Annotated in this window: 15 protein-coding genes; 11 read left to right on the top strand and 4 right to left on the bottom strand. The window is 70.8% G+C overall.

Annotated features, from left to right (window positions below):
* The first annotated feature begins 26 nt into the window (after positions 1–26).
* Both ACZ4VA_RS08700 and ACZ4VA_RS08705 read left to right on the top strand, forming a co-directional pair.
* On the top strand, positions 27–1,190 hold the full coding sequence (locus ACZ4VA_RS08700; protein ID WP_388903213.1) for an acyl-CoA dehydrogenase family protein: 1,164 nt from the start codon (positions 27–29) through the stop codon (positions 1,188–1,190).
* The gene (locus ACZ4VA_RS08705) at positions 1,187–1,585 is read left to right on the top strand and encodes a RidA family protein (RefSeq protein WP_468080490.1); all 399 of its coding nucleotides are present in this window, start codon (positions 1,187–1,189) and stop codon (positions 1,583–1,585) included. The genes ACZ4VA_RS08700 and ACZ4VA_RS08705 overlap by 4 nt, the downstream gene beginning before the upstream one ends.
* 46 nt (positions 1,586–1,631) lie before the next feature.
* Here ACZ4VA_RS08705 and ACZ4VA_RS08710 read toward each other — a convergent pair whose 3' ends face one another.
* Positions 1,632–1,823 (bottom strand): DUF5999 family protein, encoded by a 192-nt coding sequence (locus tag ACZ4VA_RS08710; protein ID WP_355794812.1) that lies wholly within the window; start codon positions 1,821–1,823, stop codon positions 1,632–1,634.
* Between the two features lie 316 nt (positions 1,824–2,139).
* Between ACZ4VA_RS08710 and ACZ4VA_RS08715 the strand changes: the two genes are divergently transcribed.
* Positions 2,140–2,619, top strand: coding sequence for a DUF6299 family protein (locus ACZ4VA_RS08715; protein ID WP_355795610.1), 480 nt, complete (start codon positions 2,140–2,142; stop codon positions 2,617–2,619).
* A gap of 332 nt (positions 2,620–2,951) precedes the next feature.
* On the opposite strand, the gene ACZ4VA_RS08720 is transcribed toward ACZ4VA_RS08715, so the two are convergent.
* Positions 2,952–3,710, bottom strand: coding sequence for a TioE family transcriptional regulator (locus ACZ4VA_RS08720; RefSeq protein WP_356172997.1), 759 nt, complete (start codon positions 3,708–3,710; stop codon positions 2,952–2,954).
* A gap of 80 nt (positions 3,711–3,790) precedes the next feature.
* On the opposite strand from ACZ4VA_RS08720, the gene ACZ4VA_RS08725 reads away from it, so the two are divergent.
* The 5 genes from ACZ4VA_RS08725 to ACZ4VA_RS08745 all read left to right on the top strand — a co-directional run bounded on the left by ACZ4VA_RS08725 (position 3,791) and on the right by ACZ4VA_RS08745 (position 9,596).
* Positions 3,791–6,175, top strand: a complete 2,385-nt coding sequence (locus ACZ4VA_RS08725) for an ATP-binding cassette domain-containing protein (protein WP_468080493.1) — start codon at positions 3,791–3,793, stop codon at positions 6,173–6,175.
* 311 nt (positions 6,176–6,486) lie between these two features.
* Complete coding sequence (locus tag ACZ4VA_RS08730) at positions 6,487–6,825, top strand: hypothetical protein (protein ID WP_468080495.1); 339 nt, start codon at positions 6,487–6,489, stop codon at positions 6,823–6,825.
* 64 nt (positions 6,826–6,889) lie between these two features.
* Entirely contained in the window at positions 6,890–7,666 is a 777-nt protein-coding gene (locus tag ACZ4VA_RS08735; protein WP_468080497.1) for an ATP-binding cassette domain-containing protein, read from the top strand.
* Entirely contained in the window at positions 7,660–8,949 is a 1,290-nt protein-coding gene (locus ACZ4VA_RS08740; RefSeq protein WP_468080499.1) for a DUF7224 domain-containing protein, read from the top strand. Before ACZ4VA_RS08735 ends, ACZ4VA_RS08740 begins: the two co-directional genes overlap by 7 nt.
* A complete protein-coding gene (locus ACZ4VA_RS08745) occupies positions 8,949–9,596 on the top strand; it encodes a hypothetical protein (RefSeq protein ID WP_468080501.1) in 648 nt (215 codons plus the stop codon). The genes ACZ4VA_RS08740 and ACZ4VA_RS08745 overlap by 1 nt, the downstream gene beginning before the upstream one ends.
* Before the next feature lie 152 nt (positions 9,597–9,748).
* Here ACZ4VA_RS08745 and ACZ4VA_RS08750 read toward each other — a convergent pair whose 3' ends face one another.
* Both ACZ4VA_RS08750 and ACZ4VA_RS08755 read right to left on the bottom strand, forming a co-directional pair.
* Complete coding sequence (locus ACZ4VA_RS08750; RefSeq protein ID WP_355784870.1) at positions 9,749–11,278, bottom strand: helix-turn-helix domain-containing protein; 1,530 nt, start codon at positions 11,276–11,278, stop codon at positions 9,749–9,751.
* Positions 11,279–11,388: 110 nt separating this feature from the next.
* Positions 11,389–11,586: a DUF4236 domain-containing protein gene (locus ACZ4VA_RS08755; protein ID WP_355784868.1), complete on the bottom strand. Its 198-nt coding sequence runs from the start codon at positions 11,584–11,586 to the stop codon at positions 11,389–11,391.
* A gap of 161 nt (positions 11,587–11,747) precedes the next feature.
* On the opposite strand from ACZ4VA_RS08755, the gene ACZ4VA_RS08760 reads away from it, so the two are divergent.
* From ACZ4VA_RS08760 to ACZ4VA_RS08770, 3 genes are all read left to right on the top strand, one after another.
* A complete protein-coding gene (locus ACZ4VA_RS08760; protein ID WP_452924557.1) occupies positions 11,748–12,023 on the top strand; it encodes a hypothetical protein in 276 nt (91 codons plus the stop codon).
* A 186-nt stretch (positions 12,024–12,209) separates the two neighbouring features.
* Positions 12,210–15,059, top strand: a complete 2,850-nt coding sequence (locus tag ACZ4VA_RS08765) for an aconitate hydratase (RefSeq protein WP_388903206.1) — start codon at positions 12,210–12,212, stop codon at positions 15,057–15,059.
* Positions 15,060–15,797: 738 nt separating this feature from the next.
* Positions 15,798–19,076, top strand: coding sequence for a GH92 family glycosyl hydrolase (locus tag ACZ4VA_RS08770; RefSeq protein ID WP_468080504.1), 3,279 nt, complete (start codon positions 15,798–15,800; stop codon positions 19,074–19,076).
* Positions 19,077–19,162: the final 86 nt, after the last annotated feature.

Raw genomic sequence — 19,162 nt, forward strand, 5'->3', positions numbered from 1 at the left:
GCGCGGCCCACGGGAGAGGACCGGCAGTGACCGCATTCGCGCTCGACCCGGAACAGACCGCCTGGTGCGCCGAGTTGCGCACCCTCGCCGAACAACGGCTGCGGCCCCTCGCGGAGAAGGCCGACCCCGGCCACGTCAACCGGCCGCTCGTCGCGGAGTTGGGTCGGCTCGGCCTGCTCACCCGGCTCTTCACCTCGGGCGCGCTCGACCTGTGCCTGATGCGCGAGTCCCTGGCACAGACCTGCACCGAGGCCGAGACGGCCCTCGCCCTCCAGGGCCTGGGCGCCCACCCGGTGCACGCCCACGGCACACCCGCCCAGCGGGAGCGCTGGCTGCCGGGCGTGCGCGAGGGCACCGCCGTCGCCGCGTTCGCGCTGAGCGAGCCGGGCGCGGGATCGGACGCGGCGGCGCTGGCCCTGCGCGCCGACCGGGACGGCCCCGGACGGTGGCGGCTCACCGGCGAGAAGTGCTGGATCTCCAACGCCCCCGAGGCCGACTTCTACACCGTCTTCGCCCGCACCACCCGGGACGCGGGCGCCCGCGGCGTGACCGCGTTCCTCGTCCCGGCCGACCGCCCCGGACTCACCGGCACCCCGCTGGACCTCCTCTCCCCGCACCCCGTCGGCGCCCTCGGCTTCGACGCCGTGCCGGTCACGGCCGACGACGTCCTCGGCGAGACGGACGAGGGGTTCCGGGTGGCCATGAGCACCCTCAACCTCTTCCGGCCGAGCGTGGGCGCCTTCGCGGTCGGCATGGCGCAGGCGGCCCTGGACGCGACCCTCGCCCACACCGCCGGGCGCGAGGCGTTCGGCGGACCGCTGCGGGACCTGCAGACCGTGGCCCACCAGGTCGCCGAGATGTCCCTGCGCACGGAGGCCGCCCGCCTCATGGTCTACGCGGCCGCGGCGGCGTACGACGCGGGGGACCCGGACGTGCCCCGGCGGTCCGCGATGGCGAAGCTGCTGGCCACCGAGACCGCACAGTACGTCGTCGACGCGGCCGTCCAGCTGCACGGCGCCCGCGCTCTGCGCCGCGGCCATCTGCTGGAACACCTCTACCGCGAGGTCCGCGCGCCCCGCATCTACGAGGGCGCGAGCGAGGTCCAACGCGCGGTCATCGCCAAGGAGTTGTATCGGAAGCGGCCCGGCACCGCGCACCGCGGCGGGACCGGGGAAGGCGGCGCCCGGTGACCACCGAACGCGTCAACCCGCCGGACCTGTCGCCGCCCACCGGCTTCTCCCACGCGGTCGTCGCCACCGGCACCCGGGTGGTCTTCCTCGCGGGCCAGACCTCGCTGGACGCCGACGGCCGGGTGGTGGGCGAGACGCTGCCGGAGCAGTTCCGGACGGCGCTCGGCAACCTGCTGGCCGCCCTCCGGGCGGCGGGCGGCACCCCCGCCGACCTGGCCCGCGTCACCGTCTACGCGACCGACGTCGCGGACTACCGCGCGCGGGCCGCCGAACTGGGCCGCGTCTGGCGGGAGCTGGCGGGCCGCGACTATCCCGCGATGGCCGTCATCGGCGCCGTACGCTTCTGGGACGAACAGGCGCTCGTCGAACTGGACGGCTTCGCGGTGCTTCCCTAGCGGCTGCCGCCGTTCCGGGTCCCCGGGCGCCCTGCCCGGGGCGAGGTCAGGCGGCGACGGCCAGCAGGTCCACCGAGACCCGGCACGGGGCGACGACGCTGCCGTCGGGCAGCAGCTCGCCGGTGTCGTCGAAGACGATCGCACCGTCGCACCTGAGGCTCCACCCCTGCTCGGGGTGGGCGGCGACGATGTGCGCGGCCTCGCGGCCGGGACGGTCCGAAGACTGGTGGGAACACATGGCGCACCTCCACGTCTGATGCGATCTACGGCCGGTGGCACCGCCACCGTCTCGCATGAACAGACCATCCTCCTGCGGCGAACTCATTGGAACACCCGGCCGTGAAGCGTGACAACACGCGGACAACACGGGTACGCCGCCAAGACGCCCGGGGCGGTTCCGGTACCGGAGACGGGGCCCGGCGCCCGCGCGAGCGGGCCGTGGCGGACGCGCCGCCGAAGGGGTGACGGTCGGCGCGGAGGGCCGCGGCGGCCCGGTGCCCGTGGAACACCCCTGAGAGACCCCTTTGCGGGCCCCCCACTCCAGGAGGTACTCCATGTCCTTCCGTCAGGCCGTCGGCGCGGCCACCGGTGCCGCGCTGCTCCTGCTGACCGCCCCCGCCGCCGCGCACGCCCTCGACGAACCCCTCGTCCCGGCCGCCCCCGCCACCCCGGCGGCCCCCGTCGCCGCGGCCGAGTCGGTCACCGTCGACACCGCCGGCAAGCTCGCCGTGGACGGCACGATCACCCTCTCCGGCACCTACCGCTGCTCCGGGGCGACCGGCCCGGTCTTCGTCAGCTCCTCCCTGGTGCAGGGCGACGGCAACGTCCGGCACGGCATCGGCGGTACCCGCGCGGTCTGCGACGGCGCCGAACATCGCTGGGCGAACACGGCCCGCCTGGACACGACGGCGTTCGCGGCGGGCGAGGCCCACGTGGAGGCCACGCTCATGGAGCTGCGGCCCGGGTTCCTCGGCCTCCCGCTGCCGCACTTCCACGCGACCAGCCAGCGGCAGGTCATGCTCGCCCAGGCATGAGACCGCGGACACCCCGCCCGGATCCGGACAGCACCGCCCGGATCCGGGCGCGCCCGAACACGGCTCCGATCCGGATACGAGGGCGGCCCGGCGTGAGACCGGAGGACCGGGGGCACAGCCCCGCCGCTCGCGGAGACGCAAGCCTGCGGAGGCATACGAGCCTGCCGTCCCGCCGACGCGCTGAACCCGTCGGCCTGCTGACCGCTGACAGGCGGACAGGCGGACACACTGAGCGTGCCGACCTGCCGAGCCGGCCTAACCTGCGGAGTTCGCGGGGCCCGTCGAGCCCCGCGAACCCGCCGAGCCCGCCAGCCCTACGAGCCCAGCGTCCGTCACAGATCCGAGGCGCCGACGGGCCGGGCGATCGGCGGCGCCGGGGCGAGGCCGAGGTGGGTCACGTACGGGGCGAGGAGGGCCGCCGCGCCGAGCATCGCGACCCCGCGTGCCGTGAGCCTGCGCCGCCAGTCGTCGAGAGCGGCCGACAGCGCCTGCGTACCGCCTGCCGTACGGATCTGCCGGACCACGGCGGAGATGTGGTCCAGCGGATGGCCCCCGCGCCGCAGGAGGTGGGCGAGTTCCGCGTCACGGATGTCGTCGGCCCCGTACACCCGGTGCCCGGTGACCGGCTCGCGCCCGGGGCAGAGGATGCCTGCGGCTTCCCAGTTGCGCAGGGTCGCGGCGGTGACGCCGAGACGGTGGGCCAGCTCGCCGACGCTCAGCCGCGCCGCCCCCGAGGGCGCGTACGGGACGGCGGCCCCGTCGCCGGTCAGGTGCTCGACGGCCCGCCCGACGGCGTCCAGCGTCTCCCGGTCACGCAGCAGTTGGGCGTGGCCGCGGTCGACCGCCGTGAGCGCGGCGTCGACGTCGCCCGCGTGGAGCGCCCGCATGACCTGCCCGCCCACGGCGTGACCGTGCGCCGAGACGAGCGCCAGAAAGGCGCGCAGGGCCGCCGCGTGCGCCTCGGTGTAGGAGCGGTAGCCGGCCGGGGTGCGCGCCGCCGGCGGGATGAAGCCGTCCCGCTCGTAGTTGCGGACCGCCTGGGTCGAGAGGCCGTGCTCGCGGGCGAGGTCGGAAGGACGCAGCTGCACCATGGTTTGAGACTTTAGCGGGGCCGACCTGCGTGTTAGCCGCCCAAGTCTCAACCGGTCTTGCAGGGATACGATCGAACCTCATGACCACACAGCTCCCGGCCCCGCGCCGCGCCGGCCGTCATGACCACCTCCGCGTGCACGGTGCGCGGGAGAACAACCTCCGGAACGTCGACCTCGCCGTCCCCAAGCATCAACTGACCGTGTTCACCGGGGTGTCCGGCTCGGGCAAGAGCTCCCTGGTGTTCGACACGATCGCCGCCGAGTCGCAGCGGTTGATCAACGAGACCTACAGCGCCTTCGTGCAGGGCTTCATGCCCTCGGCGGCGCGGCCCGAGGTCGACGTCCTCGAAGGGTTGACGGCCGCGATCGTCGTCGACCAGAAGCCGCTGGGCACGAGTCCCCGCTCCACGGTCGGCACCGCCACCGACGCGGGCGCCCTGCTGCGGATCCTGTTCAGCCGCCTCGCAGTGCCGCACATCGGCTCGCAGAAGGCGTTCGCCTTCAACATCGCCTCCGCCGACGCCACGGGCACGCTGGTGGTGAACGGCAGGAGCGTCGAGAAGGGGTTCAGCGTCGTCGGCGGCATGTGCCCGCGCTGTGAGGGCTTGGGCGCCGTCTCCGACATCGACCCGGCCCGGCTCTACGACGCGTCCAGGTCGCTCGCGGACGGCGCGATCACCGTGCCCGGCTGGAAACCCGGCAGTTGGGTGGTGCGGTCGTTCACCGAGTCCGGCCTCCTCGACCCGCACAGGCCGGTCCGCGACTACACCCGCGACGAACTGGAGGTCTTCCTGCACCGGGAGCCGGTCAAGGTCCTGGTGGGCGGGCTCACCACGACGTACGAGGGCCTGGTCGCACGGGTGCGGAAGGCGTTCCTCACCAAGGACCGCGACGCGCTGCGTCCGCATGTCCGGGCCTTCGTGGACCGGGCGGTGACGTTCTCCGTCTGCCCGGAGTGCGAGGGCACCCGGCTGAGTGGGACGGCCCGCTCGTCGCGGATCGGGAAGACCAACATCGCCGACGCGTGCGCGATGCAGATCGGCGACCTGGCCGACTGGGTCCGCGGCCTCGCGGAGCCCTCGGTCCGGACGCTCGTGCAGGTGCTCGCCGGGTCGCTGGACTCGTTCGTCGGGATCGGGCTCGGCTACCTCTCGCTGGACCGGCCGGTGGGAACGCTGTCGGGCGGTGAGGCGCAGCGCGTGAAGATGGTCCGCCACCTCGGTTCGGCGCTGACCGACGTCACGTACGTGTTCGACGAGCCCACCATCGGTCTGCACCCGCACGACATCCGGCGGATGAACGACCTGCTGCTGCGGCTGCGCGACAAGGGCAACACGGTGCTGGTCGTGGAGCACAAGCCGGAGACGATCGCGATCGCCGACCACGTCGTCGACCTCGGGCCCGGGGCCGGCACGGACGGCGGGCGGGTGGTCTTCGAGGGCACCGTGGGGGAGTTGCGGACCTCCGGCACGCTCACCGGACGGCACCTGGACGACCGCGTGGTCCTCAAGGACGCGGTGCGCGAGCCGTCCGGCGCGCTCCAGGTGCGGGGCGCCGGCGAGCACAACCTGCGCGATGTCGACGTGGACATCCCGCTCGGCGTGCTCACCGTGATCACGGGGGTCGCAGGCTCGGGCAAGAGCTCGCTGATCCACGGCTCGGTCGCCGGACGGGACGGCGTGGTGACCGTCGACCAGAGCGCCATCAAGGGATCCCGGCGCAGCAACCCGGCGACGTACACCGGACTGCTCGACCCGATCCGCAAGGCGTTCGCGAAGGCCAACGGCGTGAAGCCGGCGCTGTTCAGCGCCAACTCCGATGGCGCCTGCCCCACTTGCCGGGGTGCCGGCGTCGTGTACACGGACCTGGCGATCATGGCCGAGGTCGCCACGACCTGCGAGGAGTGCGAGGGGAAGCGGTTCCAGGCGTCGGTGCTCGAACACCGCTTGGGCGGCCGGGACATCAGCGAGGTGTTCGCGATGCCGGTGGCCGAGGCCGAGGCGTTCTTCCGCGAGGGAGCGGCGCGCACTCTGGCCGCGCACGCCGTCCTGACCCGGCTGGCCGACGTCGGGCTCGGCTACCTCAGCCTGGGCCAGCCGCTCACCACCCTGTCCGGCGGCGAACGCCAGCGCCTCAAGCTGGCCACCCACATGTCGGAGAAGGGCGGTGTGTACGTCCTCGACGAGCCGACCAGCGGCCTGCACCTCGCCGACGTGGAACAACTCCTCGGCCTGCTCGACCGGTTGGTCGACTCCGGCAAGTCGGTCGTCGTCATCGAGCACCACCAGGCGGTGATGGCCCACGCGGACTGGATCATCGACCTCGGCCCGGGCGCCGGGCACGACGGCGGCCGCGTCGTCTTCGAAGGCACCCCGGCCGACCTCGTCGCCGCCCGCTCGACCCTCACGGGCGAACACCTCGCGGAGTACGTCGGCGCCCGGGACGGAGTCCTGCGGACGCCGTGAGGGGGACTCCGGCCCCCACCGACTGCGTGAGCCGCCCTGAGCCGGGGCCTTTGCTCGACTCAAGAGAGGAGCACGGCATCGTCTCCGCTCGGTCCCGGCGAGACCGCAACCGGGCCGCTGGGAATCGGCCGGATCCGGAACCGCCGAGCTTCGGTCTGCCCGGTGGAGGCGAAAACAGTGCCGTATCGAGCCAGGTCGTCATGCTCCCCGTCCGGAAACGATCTTGTTGCCCGGTTCCGGGGGTGTTTAGAGTCTGAGTCGCCGTCCGTCTTTGCATGTGAGACGGACACGTTTCGACCGTAGGGGGAAGAATGAACACGGGGACCATCAAGCAGAAGGTGCGGACGAGTGTGGGCAAGGCGGCACTGGTCGTAGCTCTGGCCTCGGCGGCACTTTCGATGTCGGGTCCGTCGGCGAACGCCTCGGCCGAAAGCCACTGGACCTACGGATGCCGTGGGTATTGGTACAGCACCTCTGGCCACGCCTACTGCGACCACGCATACGCTCCGGCCAACTCGTACCTGGTGACGTACGACTGCAACAACGAGCTGGACGAGCAGAGGTTCGCCGACGCCAGGTACGGCTACGTGGGAAAGATAAGCTCCTACGAGTGCACGTTCAAGATCAACAAGACGCGAGTCACTGTCTAACCGTCGTCTGTCTCAGCTTGTGGGGCGGGAGTGATCTCGCCCCACAAGGCGTTTGGAGAACTTGATGCCTGACAGGGCTATCGCAACGTTGACCGCCCTCTCTCAGGGGTATCGAGGCAAACTGGTCATCGACGAGCTCGATCTGACCATCACGCCCGGAATCACAGGCTTGTTGGGACCGAACGGTGCAGGAAAGACGACCTTGTTCCGCACTCTCAGTGCCGTGGTGCCTCCCCTCTCGGGGTCTCTCGAGCTCTTCGGTGATGCGGTCACCGGAGAAAAGAAGGCACGTGCCGCCCGGCGTGAGATCGGTTACCTTCCGCAGGATTTCGGCTACTATCCCGGGTTTTCCTTGGGTGATTTCGTGCGCTACTGCGCGTGGTTGCGCGAGGTCCCGGACAAGAAGGCAGGCCGCGCCACCGATCTCGCCCTGAGCGCCGTCGGTCTCACTGACAGGACTCGTCACAAGATGAAGTCCCTGTCCGGGGGAATGCTGCGCAGGGCGGGCATCGCCGGGGCCATCGTGGGCGGGCCGAAACTCATTCTGCTCGACGAGCCGACGGTCGGTCTCGATCCCGCGCAACGTCTGGAATTCCGCAGTTTGATCCGCAGCCTGTCCAGCCAGGGCGCGGCCGTCGTCCTCAGTACGCATCTGGTCGAGGACGTCAGCGCCGCCTGTGACACCGTCTTCGTACTGCGGGAGGGCAGGGTGATCTACCGTGGCACACCGTCGCAGTTGGCGGTCGAAGCGGACCCTGCCGCACCTGGGGACAGCCCTCTCGAACGCGGTTACATGACCAAATTGGACAACGCAGTCAGCGAAGCGGACGCAGCATGTTGAGCATCTTCCGTATGGAACTGCGGCGCTCGCCCGTTCTCACAGCCCTGCCGCTCCTCATCGGTGTCGACGTGGTCGTGCTTTTCGGGCGCACGCGGTACTGGATCGGGGTGTGGCCCGAGGCCAGCGCGGCCGCACAAGTGGTAACCCTGTTCCTCGGCCCTGTGCTGGCGGCAGTTGCCGCCTGGCAGGCAGGCCGGACTTCGCGCACGGAGATGCCGGAGACTCTGTTGGCGGCCGCACGTCCCGGCTGGCGAGTCGAAGGGGCGCGGTTGGGAGCCACGCTCACCCTCGGCTTCATCGCGTATGCGGTCGGCTGCCTGGTCGCCGCTGCCGTGTCGTTGCCCGACGCCGGTCCTGGATTCCTGTGGCCCTCCTACCTACTCATGGGGGCCGCCACGCTGATCATGTTCGCTGCGGTCGGTCATGCGGCCGGCAGATGGTGGCCGTCCCCCGCGTTCACACCGGTGATCTGCGCCCTGGGCGGGTTCGTCGTGATGATGGGGTTCGGTCAGCACTTCGGGTTGTTCGTGCTCACCGGTGCGCCGGACCAGATGCTGCGCAGCAAACCCATCGCATGGCACTTCGTGTTCGCTGCCGCACTCGCGGTTCTGTCGGTGACCCTTCCTCCGCCGCACCGGACCACTGGCCGGTTGCCGCGCTGGTCCCCATCCCTCGTGCAACGTCTCTCCGTCATCGTTCCGGCGGCGGGCGCTGCCTTCGCGCTGGTCGCCATCCCGGCGGCCGGTGAGGTGCGGATCAACCGGCCCGTCACGGCAGTGCAGCCGCTCTGCAGGGACGTCGCCAAGGGCTCTTCCAGCGTGTGTGTATGGCCCGAGCATCGCAAGTACCTCGACGATCTGTCAGGCATGGCCAGCCATGTGGCGCGTATTCCTCAGGATTGGATCAGGATGCCACGCCGCATGAACGAGTACGGGCTGGTACCCACAGCGATGGGCGACAACGGATTCGATGTGGCGGAAGGGCATGTACGCACAGCGGCCATCGCCATGTCGAACGGCGTTTTCTATACCTCGTTTCCGAAGTGCCGCCCGCCGGTCGATCACCGTGACACCTGGCAGCTTGCAAAGGACCGGGTCACCCTGTGGCTCGAATACAGGGCGATGGCGGAAGACCCGGAGGCCGCCGATGCGGGCCTTTCCATGAGTGGGGTCTCCCGGGCCCAGGCAGACGCCGCCGCTGCTGTCCGCATGCCGGAATCCGCGCAACGGGAATGGGTCGCTGACCAGTTCACCGTGCTACGCAAGAGTGGTTGTAGTCCCTGATGCAGGTCACCATGCTCGTCCGCTTCGCGCGCCTGCACCGTTTCTGGCCAGTCATGGCCGGTGTCGTCCTGGTAGCTGTGCTTTCCGCCTACCTGGGTGACTTCGAGATACCTCTTCCCTCGGTGGACGACGGAGTCACCACCGGCATCCCGTTCAGGCGTGACCTGCCCTTGTTGTCGGGAGTCTTCCTGGCGGCGGCCGCGACCAGCAGCATGGATCAATATGAGGATGGCGCCGGGCCGCGCTATTTCCGTCTGCTCGCATGCCACTTGCTGGCCCTCACCGTCCTGGCGAGCCTGTGCTCATTCGCGATTCAGGGGTTGGCCTCAGGAGCGTCGACCGGGGTTTCCTTCGTTCGCTCCATGTTGATCTGGTTCGGTCTCGCCCAAGCCTCCGGAAGGCTTTTCGGCTGGAACCTGGCCTGGGCGTTGCCGGTCGCCTCGGCCTTTCCTCTCATCTGGCTGAGCGACGGCGCCTGGTGGGACTGGACAGCCTCCCCTGCCGGGGATCCCGTCGGATGGTGCACAGCCGCCTTGTCGCTGTCGATCGGTGTTCTGCTGAGGACTGCCACTCCATGGCGGATGCGTGCCGTGCGGACTGTGTCCCGACGACTGAATCGCGACAGGACGCTGGTCGATCACTCATGACCGAGCGGACTCTGGGTTCGCTTCGGCGGAGGGCGCCAGACCTGTTTGGAACGTGCCATGCCGCAGGCCTCGTAGCTGCCGTACGTGCCTTGTCCGACCCACGTGTCTGTGGGTCGGACAAGGCACGTACGGCAGCGCCTGCGCCCGAGCGCTCAGATGTCCCGGAAGATCTCGATCTGCGCGCCGATCGTGTTCAGCCGCTCCGCCAGGTCCTCGTAACCGCGGTTGATGACGTAGACGTTGCGCAGGACGGACGTGCCCTCGGCCGCCATCATCGCCAGCAGCACGACCACGGCCGGCCGCAGCGCGGGCGGGCACATCATCTCGGCGGCCCGCCAGCGGGTCGGGCCCTCGACCAGGACGCGGTGCGGGTCGAGCAACTGGAGCCTGCCGCCGAGGCGGTTGAGGTCCGTGAGGTAGATCGCGCGGTTGTCGTACACCCAGTCGTGGATGAGCGTCTTGCCCTGCGCGGAGGCCGCGATGGCCGCGAAGAAGGGGACGTTGTCGATGTTCAGACCCGGGAACGGCATCGGGTGGATCTTGTCGATCGGCGCCTCCAGCTTGGAGGGCCGGACGGTGAGGTCCACCAGGCGCGTACGCCCGTTGTCGGCGAAGTACTCGGCCGTGCGGTCGTGGTCGAGGCCCATCTCCTCCAGGACCGCGAGCTCGATCTCCAGGAACTCGATCGGGACCCGGCACACCTTCAGCTCCGACTCCGTGACCACGGCGGCGGCGAGCAGGCTCATCGCCTCGACCGGGTCCTCGGAGGGCGAGTAGTCCACGTCGACGTCGATGTTCGGCACGCCGTGCACGGTGAGCGTGGTGGTGCCGATGCCCTCGACCCGTACGCCCAGGGCCTCCAGGAAGAAGCACAGGTCCTGGACCATGTAGTTCGAGGAGGCGTTGCGGATCACGGTCACGCCGTCGTGGCGGGCCGCGGCCAGCAGCGCGTTCTCCGTCACCGTGTCGCCGCGCTCGGTCAGCACGATCGGCCGGTCGGGGGAGACCGACCGGTCGACCTGCGCGTGGTAGAGCCCTTCGGTGGCCGCGATGTCCAGCCCGAACCGGCGCAGCGCGATCATGTGCGGCTCGATCGTGCGCGTGCCGAGGTCGCAGCCGCCCGCGTACGGCAGCTTGAAGTTGTCCACGCGGTGCAGCAGCGGGCCCAGGAACATGATGATCGAGCGGGTGCGGCGGGCCGCGTCCGCGTCGATGGTGCTCATGTCGAGGTCGGCCGGCGGCACGATCTCCAGGTCGACGCCGTCGTTGATCCAGCGGGTGCGTACGCCGATGGAGCCCAGCACCTCCAGAAGGCGGTACACCTCCTCGATGCGGGCGACCCGGCGCAGCACGGTGCGGCCCTTGTTGAGCAGCGTGGCGCACAGCAGCGCCACGCAGGCGTTCTTGCTGGTCTTGACGTCGATGGAGCCGGACAGGCGACGGCCGCCGACCACCCGCAGATGCATGGGACCCGCGTAGCCCAGCGAGACGATCTCGCTGTCCAGCGCCTCACCGATTCGGGCGATCATCTCAAGGCTGATGTTTTGATTGCCGCGCTCGATGCGGTTGACGGCGCTCTGGCTGGTGCCGAGTGCCTCGGCGAGCTGTGACTGTGTCCAGCCCCGGTGCTGCCGGGCGTCACGGATGAGCTTGCCGATGCGTACGAGGTAGTCGTCTGCCATGAGGCCGAGGTTATCTCAGATATGAGATGGCGCCTTCCGGGGGGTCCCTTCAGGTGACACGCTCTCAGCCGCGGGCCCCTCGGCAGGGGTGACGTGCCGTCGGCCCGGCCCTACCGTCGCTTGGCGGTCCGGGTACGCCGCCAGCCGAACGGACCCGGCAGGTCCATCGACGTCGTGCGCCGACCGGTGCTGCTGTGCGTGTGCCGGGGTCCGTTCGCGCCACCCGTGGTGATGGACCAGGAGTGCCGGTTGATGTTCAGACGGACGCCGGGGAGGATGCGGAAGCTCTTGCGGAAAGTGATAGCCATGGCCTACGGCTACCCGCGCCTCCCACGATAATTCGACGCGAAAAACCGCCCGGCGGAGCCGAGTTGGCCCCCGCACCCGCCAACTCCGGGAGCCTGCCCGGGGCCTCCGCGCACTGAGGGCCCGGCCGGGCGCCGACCACGTAGGACTTGGGGAGACTCTGATGATGACGACCCGCACCACCGCACGCGGGGTCCCTTGCCGCGCCGGGGGCGAGTCCCCCTCCGGGATCGGCCACATCACCGTCGCCGTCGAGAACCCGGACGTGTTCCACGAGCCCGAGGGTGACCCCCGGAAGGTCCAGCGCGCCTCCGCGACCGTCGCCCACTCCTTCTCCCTGGCGACGGCGAGGGAGCTGCGCTGCGCCGACGACGGCGGGCTGAAGCCCGCGCGCCGTCGCTGTAGCGCTGGTGCACCCGTGCGCCGCGTACGACGATGAGAGGGCATGACAGGGGTACGCGCTTGGTTGCGCGCAGGGGTCATGTACTACAGTTATCTCGACATCGAGATATCTGCCGAGGCGCCCCGCAGCCGCCAGCCCGGTAAGGGTTACCTAACTTAGCCTTACCTTAGCGGATCGGCCAGTCGTCATGGCGGCAGGATTGCGGTGGGTACGCGCACATATATGAAGGAGACTGTCGTGTCGGCGAACAGCTTCGACGCCCGCAGCACGCTGCAGGTGGGCGACGAGTCGTACGAGATCTTCCGGCTGGACAAGGTGGAGGGCTCGGCCCGCCTGCCGTACAGCCTGAAGGTGCTGCTGGAGAACCTCCTCCGCACCGAGGACGGCGCGAACATCACCGCCGACCACATCCGGGCGATCGGCGGCTGGGACTCCCAGGCGCAGCCGTCGCAGGAGATCCAGTTCACGCCGGCTCGCGTGATCATGCAGGACTTCACCGGCGTGCCCTGCGTCGTGGACCTCGCCACCATGCGCGAGGCCGTCAAGGAGCTCGGCGGCGACCCGGCGAAGGTCAACCCGCTCTCCCCGGCCGAGCTGGTCATCGACCACTCCGTCATCGCCGACAAGTTCGGCACGCACGAGGCCTTCGCGCAGAACGTCGAGCTGGAGTACGGCCGCAACAAGGAGCGCTACCAGTTCCTGCGCTGGGGCCAGACCGCGTTCGACGACTTCAAGGTCGTCCCCCCGGGCACCGGCATCGTCCACCAGGTCAACATCGAGCACCTGGCCCGCACCGTCATGGTCCGCAACGGCCAGGCGTACCCCGACACGCTCGTCGGCACCGACTCGCACACCACGATGGTCAACGGCCTCGGTGTGCTCGGCTGGGGCGTCGGCGGCATCGAGGCCGAGGCCGCGATGCTCGGCCAGCCCGTCTCGATGCTCATCCCGCGCGTCGTCGGCTTCAAGCTCACCGGTGAGCTCAAGCCCGGCACCACCGCCACCGACCTCGTGCTGACCATCACCGAGATGCTGCGCAAGCACGGTGTCGTCGGCAAGTTCGTCGAGTTCTACGGCGAGGGCGTCGCCGCCACCTCGCTCGCCAACCGCGCGACCATCGGCAACATGTCGCCGGAGTTCGGCTCCACCGCCGCGATCTTCCCGATCGACGACGAGACGCTGAAGTACCTGCGCCTGACCGGCCGCGACGCGCAGCAGGTCGCGCTCGTCGAGGCGTACGCCAAGGAGCAGGGCCTCTGGCTCGACCCGGCCGCCGAGCCCGACTTCTCCGAGAAGCTGGAGCTCGACCTCGCCACCGTCGTGCCCTCGATCGCCGGCCCGAAGCGCCCGCAGGACCGCATCGTCCTCGCGAACGCCGCCGAGCAGTTCAAGGCCGACGTCCTCAACTACGTCGAGGCCGGCATCACCGGTGGCGAGGACCGCAAGTCCGGCGTCCCCGCGCAGGAGAAGCCGCACGGCGTGTCCTCCCCGGTGGACGAGGCGAGCGACGAGTCCTTCCCGGCCAGCGACGCCCCGGCCTACGGCCATGACGACAACGGCTCCGGTGCCCCGCAGCACTCGGCCGTCGTCGCCGGCTCCGGCCCGTCGAACCCGGTCACGGTGACCGCCCCCGACGGCTCGACCTACGAGCTCGACCACGGCGCCGTCACGGTCGCCGCGATCACCTCCTGCACCAACACCTCGAACCCGTACGTCATGGTCGCCGCCGCGCTGGTGGCCAAGAAGGCGGTCGAGAAGGGCCTGACCCGCAAGCCGTGGGTCAAGACCACCCTCGCCCCGGGCTCCAAGGTCGTCACCGACTACTTCGACAAGGCGGGGCTCACCCCCTACCTCGACAAGGTCGGCTTCAACCTCGTCGGCTACGGCTGCACCACCTGCATCGGCAACTCCGGCCCGCTGCCGGAGGAGGTCTCCCAGGCGGTCAACGACCACGACCTCGCGGTCACCTCGGTCCTCTCCGGCAACCGGAACTTCGAGGGCCGGATCAACCCCGACGTCAAGATGAACTACCTCGCGTCCCCGCCGCTGGTCGTCGCGTACGCCCTCGCCGGGTCCATGAAGGTGGACGTCACCAAGGACGCCCTCGGCACCGATCAGGACGGCAAGCCGGTCTTCCTCGAGGACATCTGGCCGACCGAGGCCGAGGTCAACGACGTCGTGGCGAACGCCATCGGTGAGGACATGTTCAGCAAGTCCTACCAGGACGTCTTCGCGGGCGACGCCCAGTGGCAGGCGCTGCCGATCCCGACCGGCAACACCTTCGAGTGGGACCCGCAGTCCACCTACGTGCGCAAGCCCCCGTACTTCGAGGGCATGACGATGGAGACCACCCCGGTCTCCGACATCCAGGGCGCGCGCGTCCTCGCCAAGCTGGGCGACTCGGTCACCACCGACCACATCTCCCCGGCCGGCGCCATCAAGGCCGACACCCCGGCCGGCCAGTACCTCACCGAGCACGGTGTGGAGCGTCGTGACTTCAACAGCTACGGCTCGCGCCGCGGCAACCACGAGGTCATGATCCGCGGCACGTTCGCCAACATCCGCCTGCGCAACCAGATCGCGCCGGGCACCGAGGGCGGCTACACCCGCGACTTCACGAAGGACGACGCCCCGGTGTCGTTCATCTACGACGCCTCGCGCAACTACATCGAGCAGGGCATCCCGCTCGTCGTGCTCGCGGGCAAGGAGTACGGCTCCGGCTCGTCCCGCGACTGGGCCGCCAAGGGCACCGCGCTCCTCGGCGTCAAGGCCGTCATCGCCGAGTCCTACGAGCGCATCCACCGCTCGAACCTCATCGGCATGGGCGTCCTGCCGCTCCAGTTCCCGGAGGGCCGGAACGCCGAGTCCCTCGGCCTGACCGGCGAGGAGACCTTCTCCTTCACCGGCGTCGAGGAGCTCAACAACGGCACCACGCCGCGCACGGTGAAGGTCACCACCGACACCGGCGTGGAGTTCGACGCGGTCGTCCGCATCGACACCCCCGGCGAGGCGGACTACTACCGCAACGGCGGCATCATGCAGTACGTGCTGCGCAGCCTGATCCGCAAGTAGCCGGACCAGGAGGCCTCTCACCGGGCCCCGCACGGCAGTTGAGGGCCGCATCCCCGCACGACGGGGGTGCGGCCCTCGCCGTGCTCCGGGCGCCCGGCGCGCGGTCCTCACCGTCGGCAGGGGGCCTGTACGGGCCGGCGTGCGCCCCTCGCCGTCGGCAGGGAGCCTGCCGCGGGCCGGCGCACGCGGTCCTCGTGCCTCGGGTGTGCCGGGTGTGCGGGCCGGATTGGCGCCGTCGTGTGACAGCCGTTTACAGAGGTGCCCGTGCGCGCTAACTTGCGAGTGGGGTGGGAGCGCTCCCATGACGGCGGACCGGAACCCGCCCCGGAAGGGCCGTTCCCACCTCGCCCGTCCGTGCCGCCCGGCGGCGGTCCACGGCTCGGGGCGGACCGGGTGGGGCCTTGGGACTCACCCGGTCCGCGAGCCCGGTCCGGCCGAAGGGGGGAGTGCCGGCCCGGGGTGGTGCGTGGCTTGTGACGGCCGCGGTGTGCGACAACGTTGTCTGATGGTCTGCACATGACTCTATCGCCTCAACGGACAACGATGTCAAGCCAGTTGTGCCGCAGATCGACCACGACCCTGCGCCGAAGGGGTGGGCGCCGGGCCGGAACGGGGCGCTCCGCCGCGTGCCACAGGCGGCGGACGCGGTCTTCCGTGGTACCCGTGGCGCACGTTACTGTCCCTGCGGCTTGTGCGACCCGTGGTGCGCGACCCGTCCGAAGGAGGAGGGGCCGCGTCATGCGTTTCCGTCCGTCATCCGTGCTGCTCGCCGTCGTCCTGGCGGCCGGCGGTGCCACTCCGGCCCTGGCCGCGCCCGCGGCCGGCCCGCCCGACCTCGTCCGCGACCCGACCGCGTACGTCGACCCCCTCATCGGCACCAGGAACGGCGGCAACGTCTTCCCCGGCGCCGTCGTCCCCTTCGGCATGCTCTCCTGGAGCCCGGAGAACACCCGCGGCGACGCCACCCGCACCGCCGCACCCGGTGGTTACCAGTACGACGCCACGCGCATCAGGGGCTTCAGCCTGACCCACATGTCCGGCACCGGTTGCGCGGGCGGCAGCGGCGACATCCCGTTCTTCCCGTACGCGGGCAAGGTGACCTCCTCCCCGGCGAGCGACACCAAGGACGCGGTGTACGCCGCCGACTTCAAGCACTCCGACGAGACGGCCGAGCCCGGGCACTACAAGGCCGCCCTCGCCTCCGGGGTCACCGCCGACCTCACCGCGACCGCGCGCACCGGCTCGGGCCGCTTCACCTTCCCCTCGGACAAGCCCGCCTCGCTCCTCATCCGCACCGCCAACTCCGAGGTGGGTTCGACCGATTCGGACGTGCGCATCGACCCCGCGACCCGCACGGTCTCCGGGTCCGTCACGTCCGGGAACTTCTGCGGCTACCTCGACCCGGAGGGCCGGCGCAGCTACTACACCCTGTACTTCACCGCCCGCTTCGACCGGGACTTCAAGGAGACCGGCACCTGGCACGACGACCGGCTCAACCCGGGCGCCACCGAGGCGAGCGGCGGCACGGGCGGCTTCGGCGACGGCGGACGGCCCGTCGCGGGCAAGGGGGCGGGCGGCTACGTCGAGTTCGCGCCCGGCTCGGAACCCGTGCACGTCAAGGTCGGCATCTCGTACGTCAGCCGGGCCGGCGCGGCGGCGAACCTCGCGGCGGAGAACCCGCCCGCCCGCTCCTTCGACTCCGTGCGGGAGGCCGCCCGGCGCGCCTGGCGGGAACGCCTCGGCGCGATCAGGATCGGCGGCGGCGCCGACGCCGACCGCACCACCTTCTACACCGCGCTCTACCACGCCCTCCTGCACCCGAACGTCATCAGCGACGCCGACCGCAGATACCGGGGCGCCGACGGCGAGGTGCACACCGTCGAACGCGGCCACCGGGCCCAGTACGGGACCTTCTCCGGCTGGGACGTCTACCGTTCCCAGGTCCAGCTGCTGACCCTCCTCGACCCCGGCGTCGGTTCCGACATCGCGCAGTCACTGCTGCGGCTGGCCCGGCAGAACGGCGGGATCTGGGACCGCTGGCTGCACGGCGCGAGCGGGACGCACGTCATGAACGGCGACCCCTCACCGGCCGCGCTCGCCGGCATCCGCGCCTTCGGGGGCACCCGCTTCGACCTGCGCGGGGCACTGGACTCGCTGGTGAAGGCGGCGACCGTGCCGACGGAGCAGGACCTCTCGTCCGCCGGTAAACCGGTGCTCTCCGTGGGGCAGCGGCCGTCCCTCGACAAGTACCTGGAGCACCACTACATGCCGTCCGTCTCCAATGCCTGGGGCGGCGCGGCCGAGACCCTGGAGATGTCGGGCGCGGACTTCGCGATCTCCCAACTGGCCGCCGCGGCGGGGGAGAAGAAGACGGCCAGGACCTTCGCCGGCCGCGCCCAGTGGTGGCAGAACAACTTCAACCTCGCCGCCGACCCGAGCGGCGGCTACATCGCCAACCGCAAGGCCGACGGCAGCTGGGTCACCGGCTTCACCCCGGCGACCGGCAACGGCTTCGTCGAGGGGACGGCCGCCCAGTACACCTGGATGGTGCAGCACAACCCCGCCGGACTCTTCGCGGCGATGGGCGGCCGGGCCGAGGCCCTCGAACGCCTCGACACCTTCTTCCACGACGCCGACGGCGACTGGGCCCTCACGGGCAGCGGCGGTGACAAGTCCGAGCTGGACAACGAGCCCTCGATCAACGTCCCCTACCTGTACGCGTACGCGGGCGCCCCGTACAAGACGCAGGAGACCGTCCGCGCGGCCATGCGGCAGCTCTGGTCGACCCAGCCGGGCGGCATCCCCGGCAACGACGACCTGGGGGAGATGTCCTCCTGGTACGTCTTCTCCGCGCTCGGCATGTATCCGCAGGTCCCCTCGCGGGCCGAACTCGTCCTCGCCTCACCGCTGTTCCCGCGCGCCGAGATCTCCCGCCCCGGCGGCGCGGACATCACCATCCGCGCGGCCGGCGCGGCCTCCGAAGCCCCGTACGTGCACTCCCTGAAGGTGAACGGCCGCTCCAGCGAACGTCCTTGGGTCCCCGCCTCCTTCGTCCGCTCGGGCGGCACCCTCGACTACACGCTGGGCGGCACCCCGGACAAGGAGTGGGGCAGCGCCCCGGAGGACGCCCCGCCGTCCTTCCGCACCGGCGAGCAGCCGTACCAGATCGGCGTGGGCCCTACCACGGCGAAGCTCGCACCGGGCGGCAGCACCGAGCTCGACATCAAGGCGCTGGCCCTGAGCGGCGGCGCGGGTCCGGAGGTCCGCTTCCACGTGGACGTGCCGGACGGCGTCACGGCGACACCCGCCGAGGGGACCGTGAGCGACGGGGCACAGCGCATCACCCTGAAGGCGGCGGACAGCGCCCGGCAGGGCTTCTACGACGTCCAGGTCACGGTGACGTCCGGTGGCTCCTCGTACCGGCAGCCGGTGGCCCTGACGGTGGCGGCGCCCGGCTCCCTCCTCGCCGCCTACGACAACACGGGCGTCTCGGACGACGAGGGCGACCACGACGAGGCGGACTACGACGGCGGCGGCTGGAGCTACTCCCGCCAGGCGCTGGCCGCGGCCGGCCTCACGCCGGGCGGGCGGGGCACGGTGTCCGGCGGCCTCGCCTTCACCTGGCCCGACTCCCCGGCGGGCCGCCCCGACAACGCCACGGCGTCCGGCCAGACCCTCGAACTGGCTGATCCGGCCGCCAAGTTGAGCTTCGTGGGCAGCGCGGTCAACGGGAACCAGCAGGCCAAGGCGACCGTCACCTACACCGACGGCGGCACGGACACCGTCGACCTCGCCTTCACCGACTGGACCGTCGGCGGCGGGGGCGGCACCGTCCAGTACGGCAACGAGATCGTCGCCAAGACGCTGTACCGCAACGTCGCGGGCGCCGACAAGGACCCGGTGGCGACGTACGTCTTCGCCACCAGGCCCTTCGAGGCCCCGGCCGGCCGGACGATCCGGAGCGTGAAGCTGCCGGACAACGGCGACCTGCACGTCTTCACGGTCGCCGTCGGCTGAACCACCGCGGTCCGGTCCCGCGCCCCGCCGGGGCAGGACCGGACCGCGGCCCCGGGCGCCCGGGGTACCCACCACATGACGCGGGG

The organism is Streptomyces sp. NPDC028308, from assembly GCF_055565855.1.

Coding starts and splice junctions, on each gene's coding strand:
- ACZ4VA_RS08755 (WP_355784868.1), bottom strand. CDS start 11,586: ATGGCTATCACTTTCCGCAAGAGCTTCCGCATCCTCCCCGGCGTCCGT.
- ACZ4VA_RS08715 (WP_355795610.1), top strand. CDS start 2,140: ATGTCCTTCCGTCAGGCCGTCGGCGCGGCCACCGGTGCCGCGCTGCTC.
- ACZ4VA_RS08740 (WP_468080499.1), top strand. CDS start 7,660: ATGTTGAGCATCTTCCGTATGGAACTGCGGCGCTCGCCCGTTCTCACA.
- ACZ4VA_RS08750 (WP_355784870.1), bottom strand. CDS start 11,278: ATGGCAGACGACTACCTCGTACGCATCGGCAAGCTCATCCGTGACGCC.
- ACZ4VA_RS08730 (WP_468080495.1), top strand. CDS start 6,487: ATGAACACGGGGACCATCAAGCAGAAGGTGCGGACGAGTGTGGGCAAG.
- ACZ4VA_RS08710 (WP_355794812.1), bottom strand. CDS start 1,823: ATGTGTTCCCACCAGTCTTCGGACCGTCCCGGCCGCGAGGCCGCGCAC.
- ACZ4VA_RS08720 (WP_356172997.1), bottom strand. CDS start 3,710: ATGGTGCAGCTGCGTCCTTCCGACCTCGCCCGCGAGCACGGCCTCTCG.
- ACZ4VA_RS08745 (WP_468080501.1), top strand. CDS start 8,949: ATGCAGGTCACCATGCTCGTCCGCTTCGCGCGCCTGCACCGTTTCTGG.
- ACZ4VA_RS08735 (WP_468080497.1), top strand. CDS start 6,890: ATGCCTGACAGGGCTATCGCAACGTTGACCGCCCTCTCTCAGGGGTAT.
- ACZ4VA_RS08760 (WP_452924557.1), top strand. CDS start 11,748: ATGATGACGACCCGCACCACCGCACGCGGGGTCCCTTGCCGCGCCGGG.
- ACZ4VA_RS08770 (WP_468080504.1), top strand. CDS start 15,798: ATGCGTTTCCGTCCGTCATCCGTGCTGCTCGCCGTCGTCCTGGCGGCC.
- ACZ4VA_RS08765 (WP_388903206.1), top strand. CDS start 12,210: ATGAAGGAGACTGTCGTGTCGGCGAACAGCTTCGACGCCCGCAGCACG.
- ACZ4VA_RS08725 (WP_468080493.1), top strand. CDS start 3,791: ATGACCACACAGCTCCCGGCCCCGCGCCGCGCCGGCCGTCATGACCAC.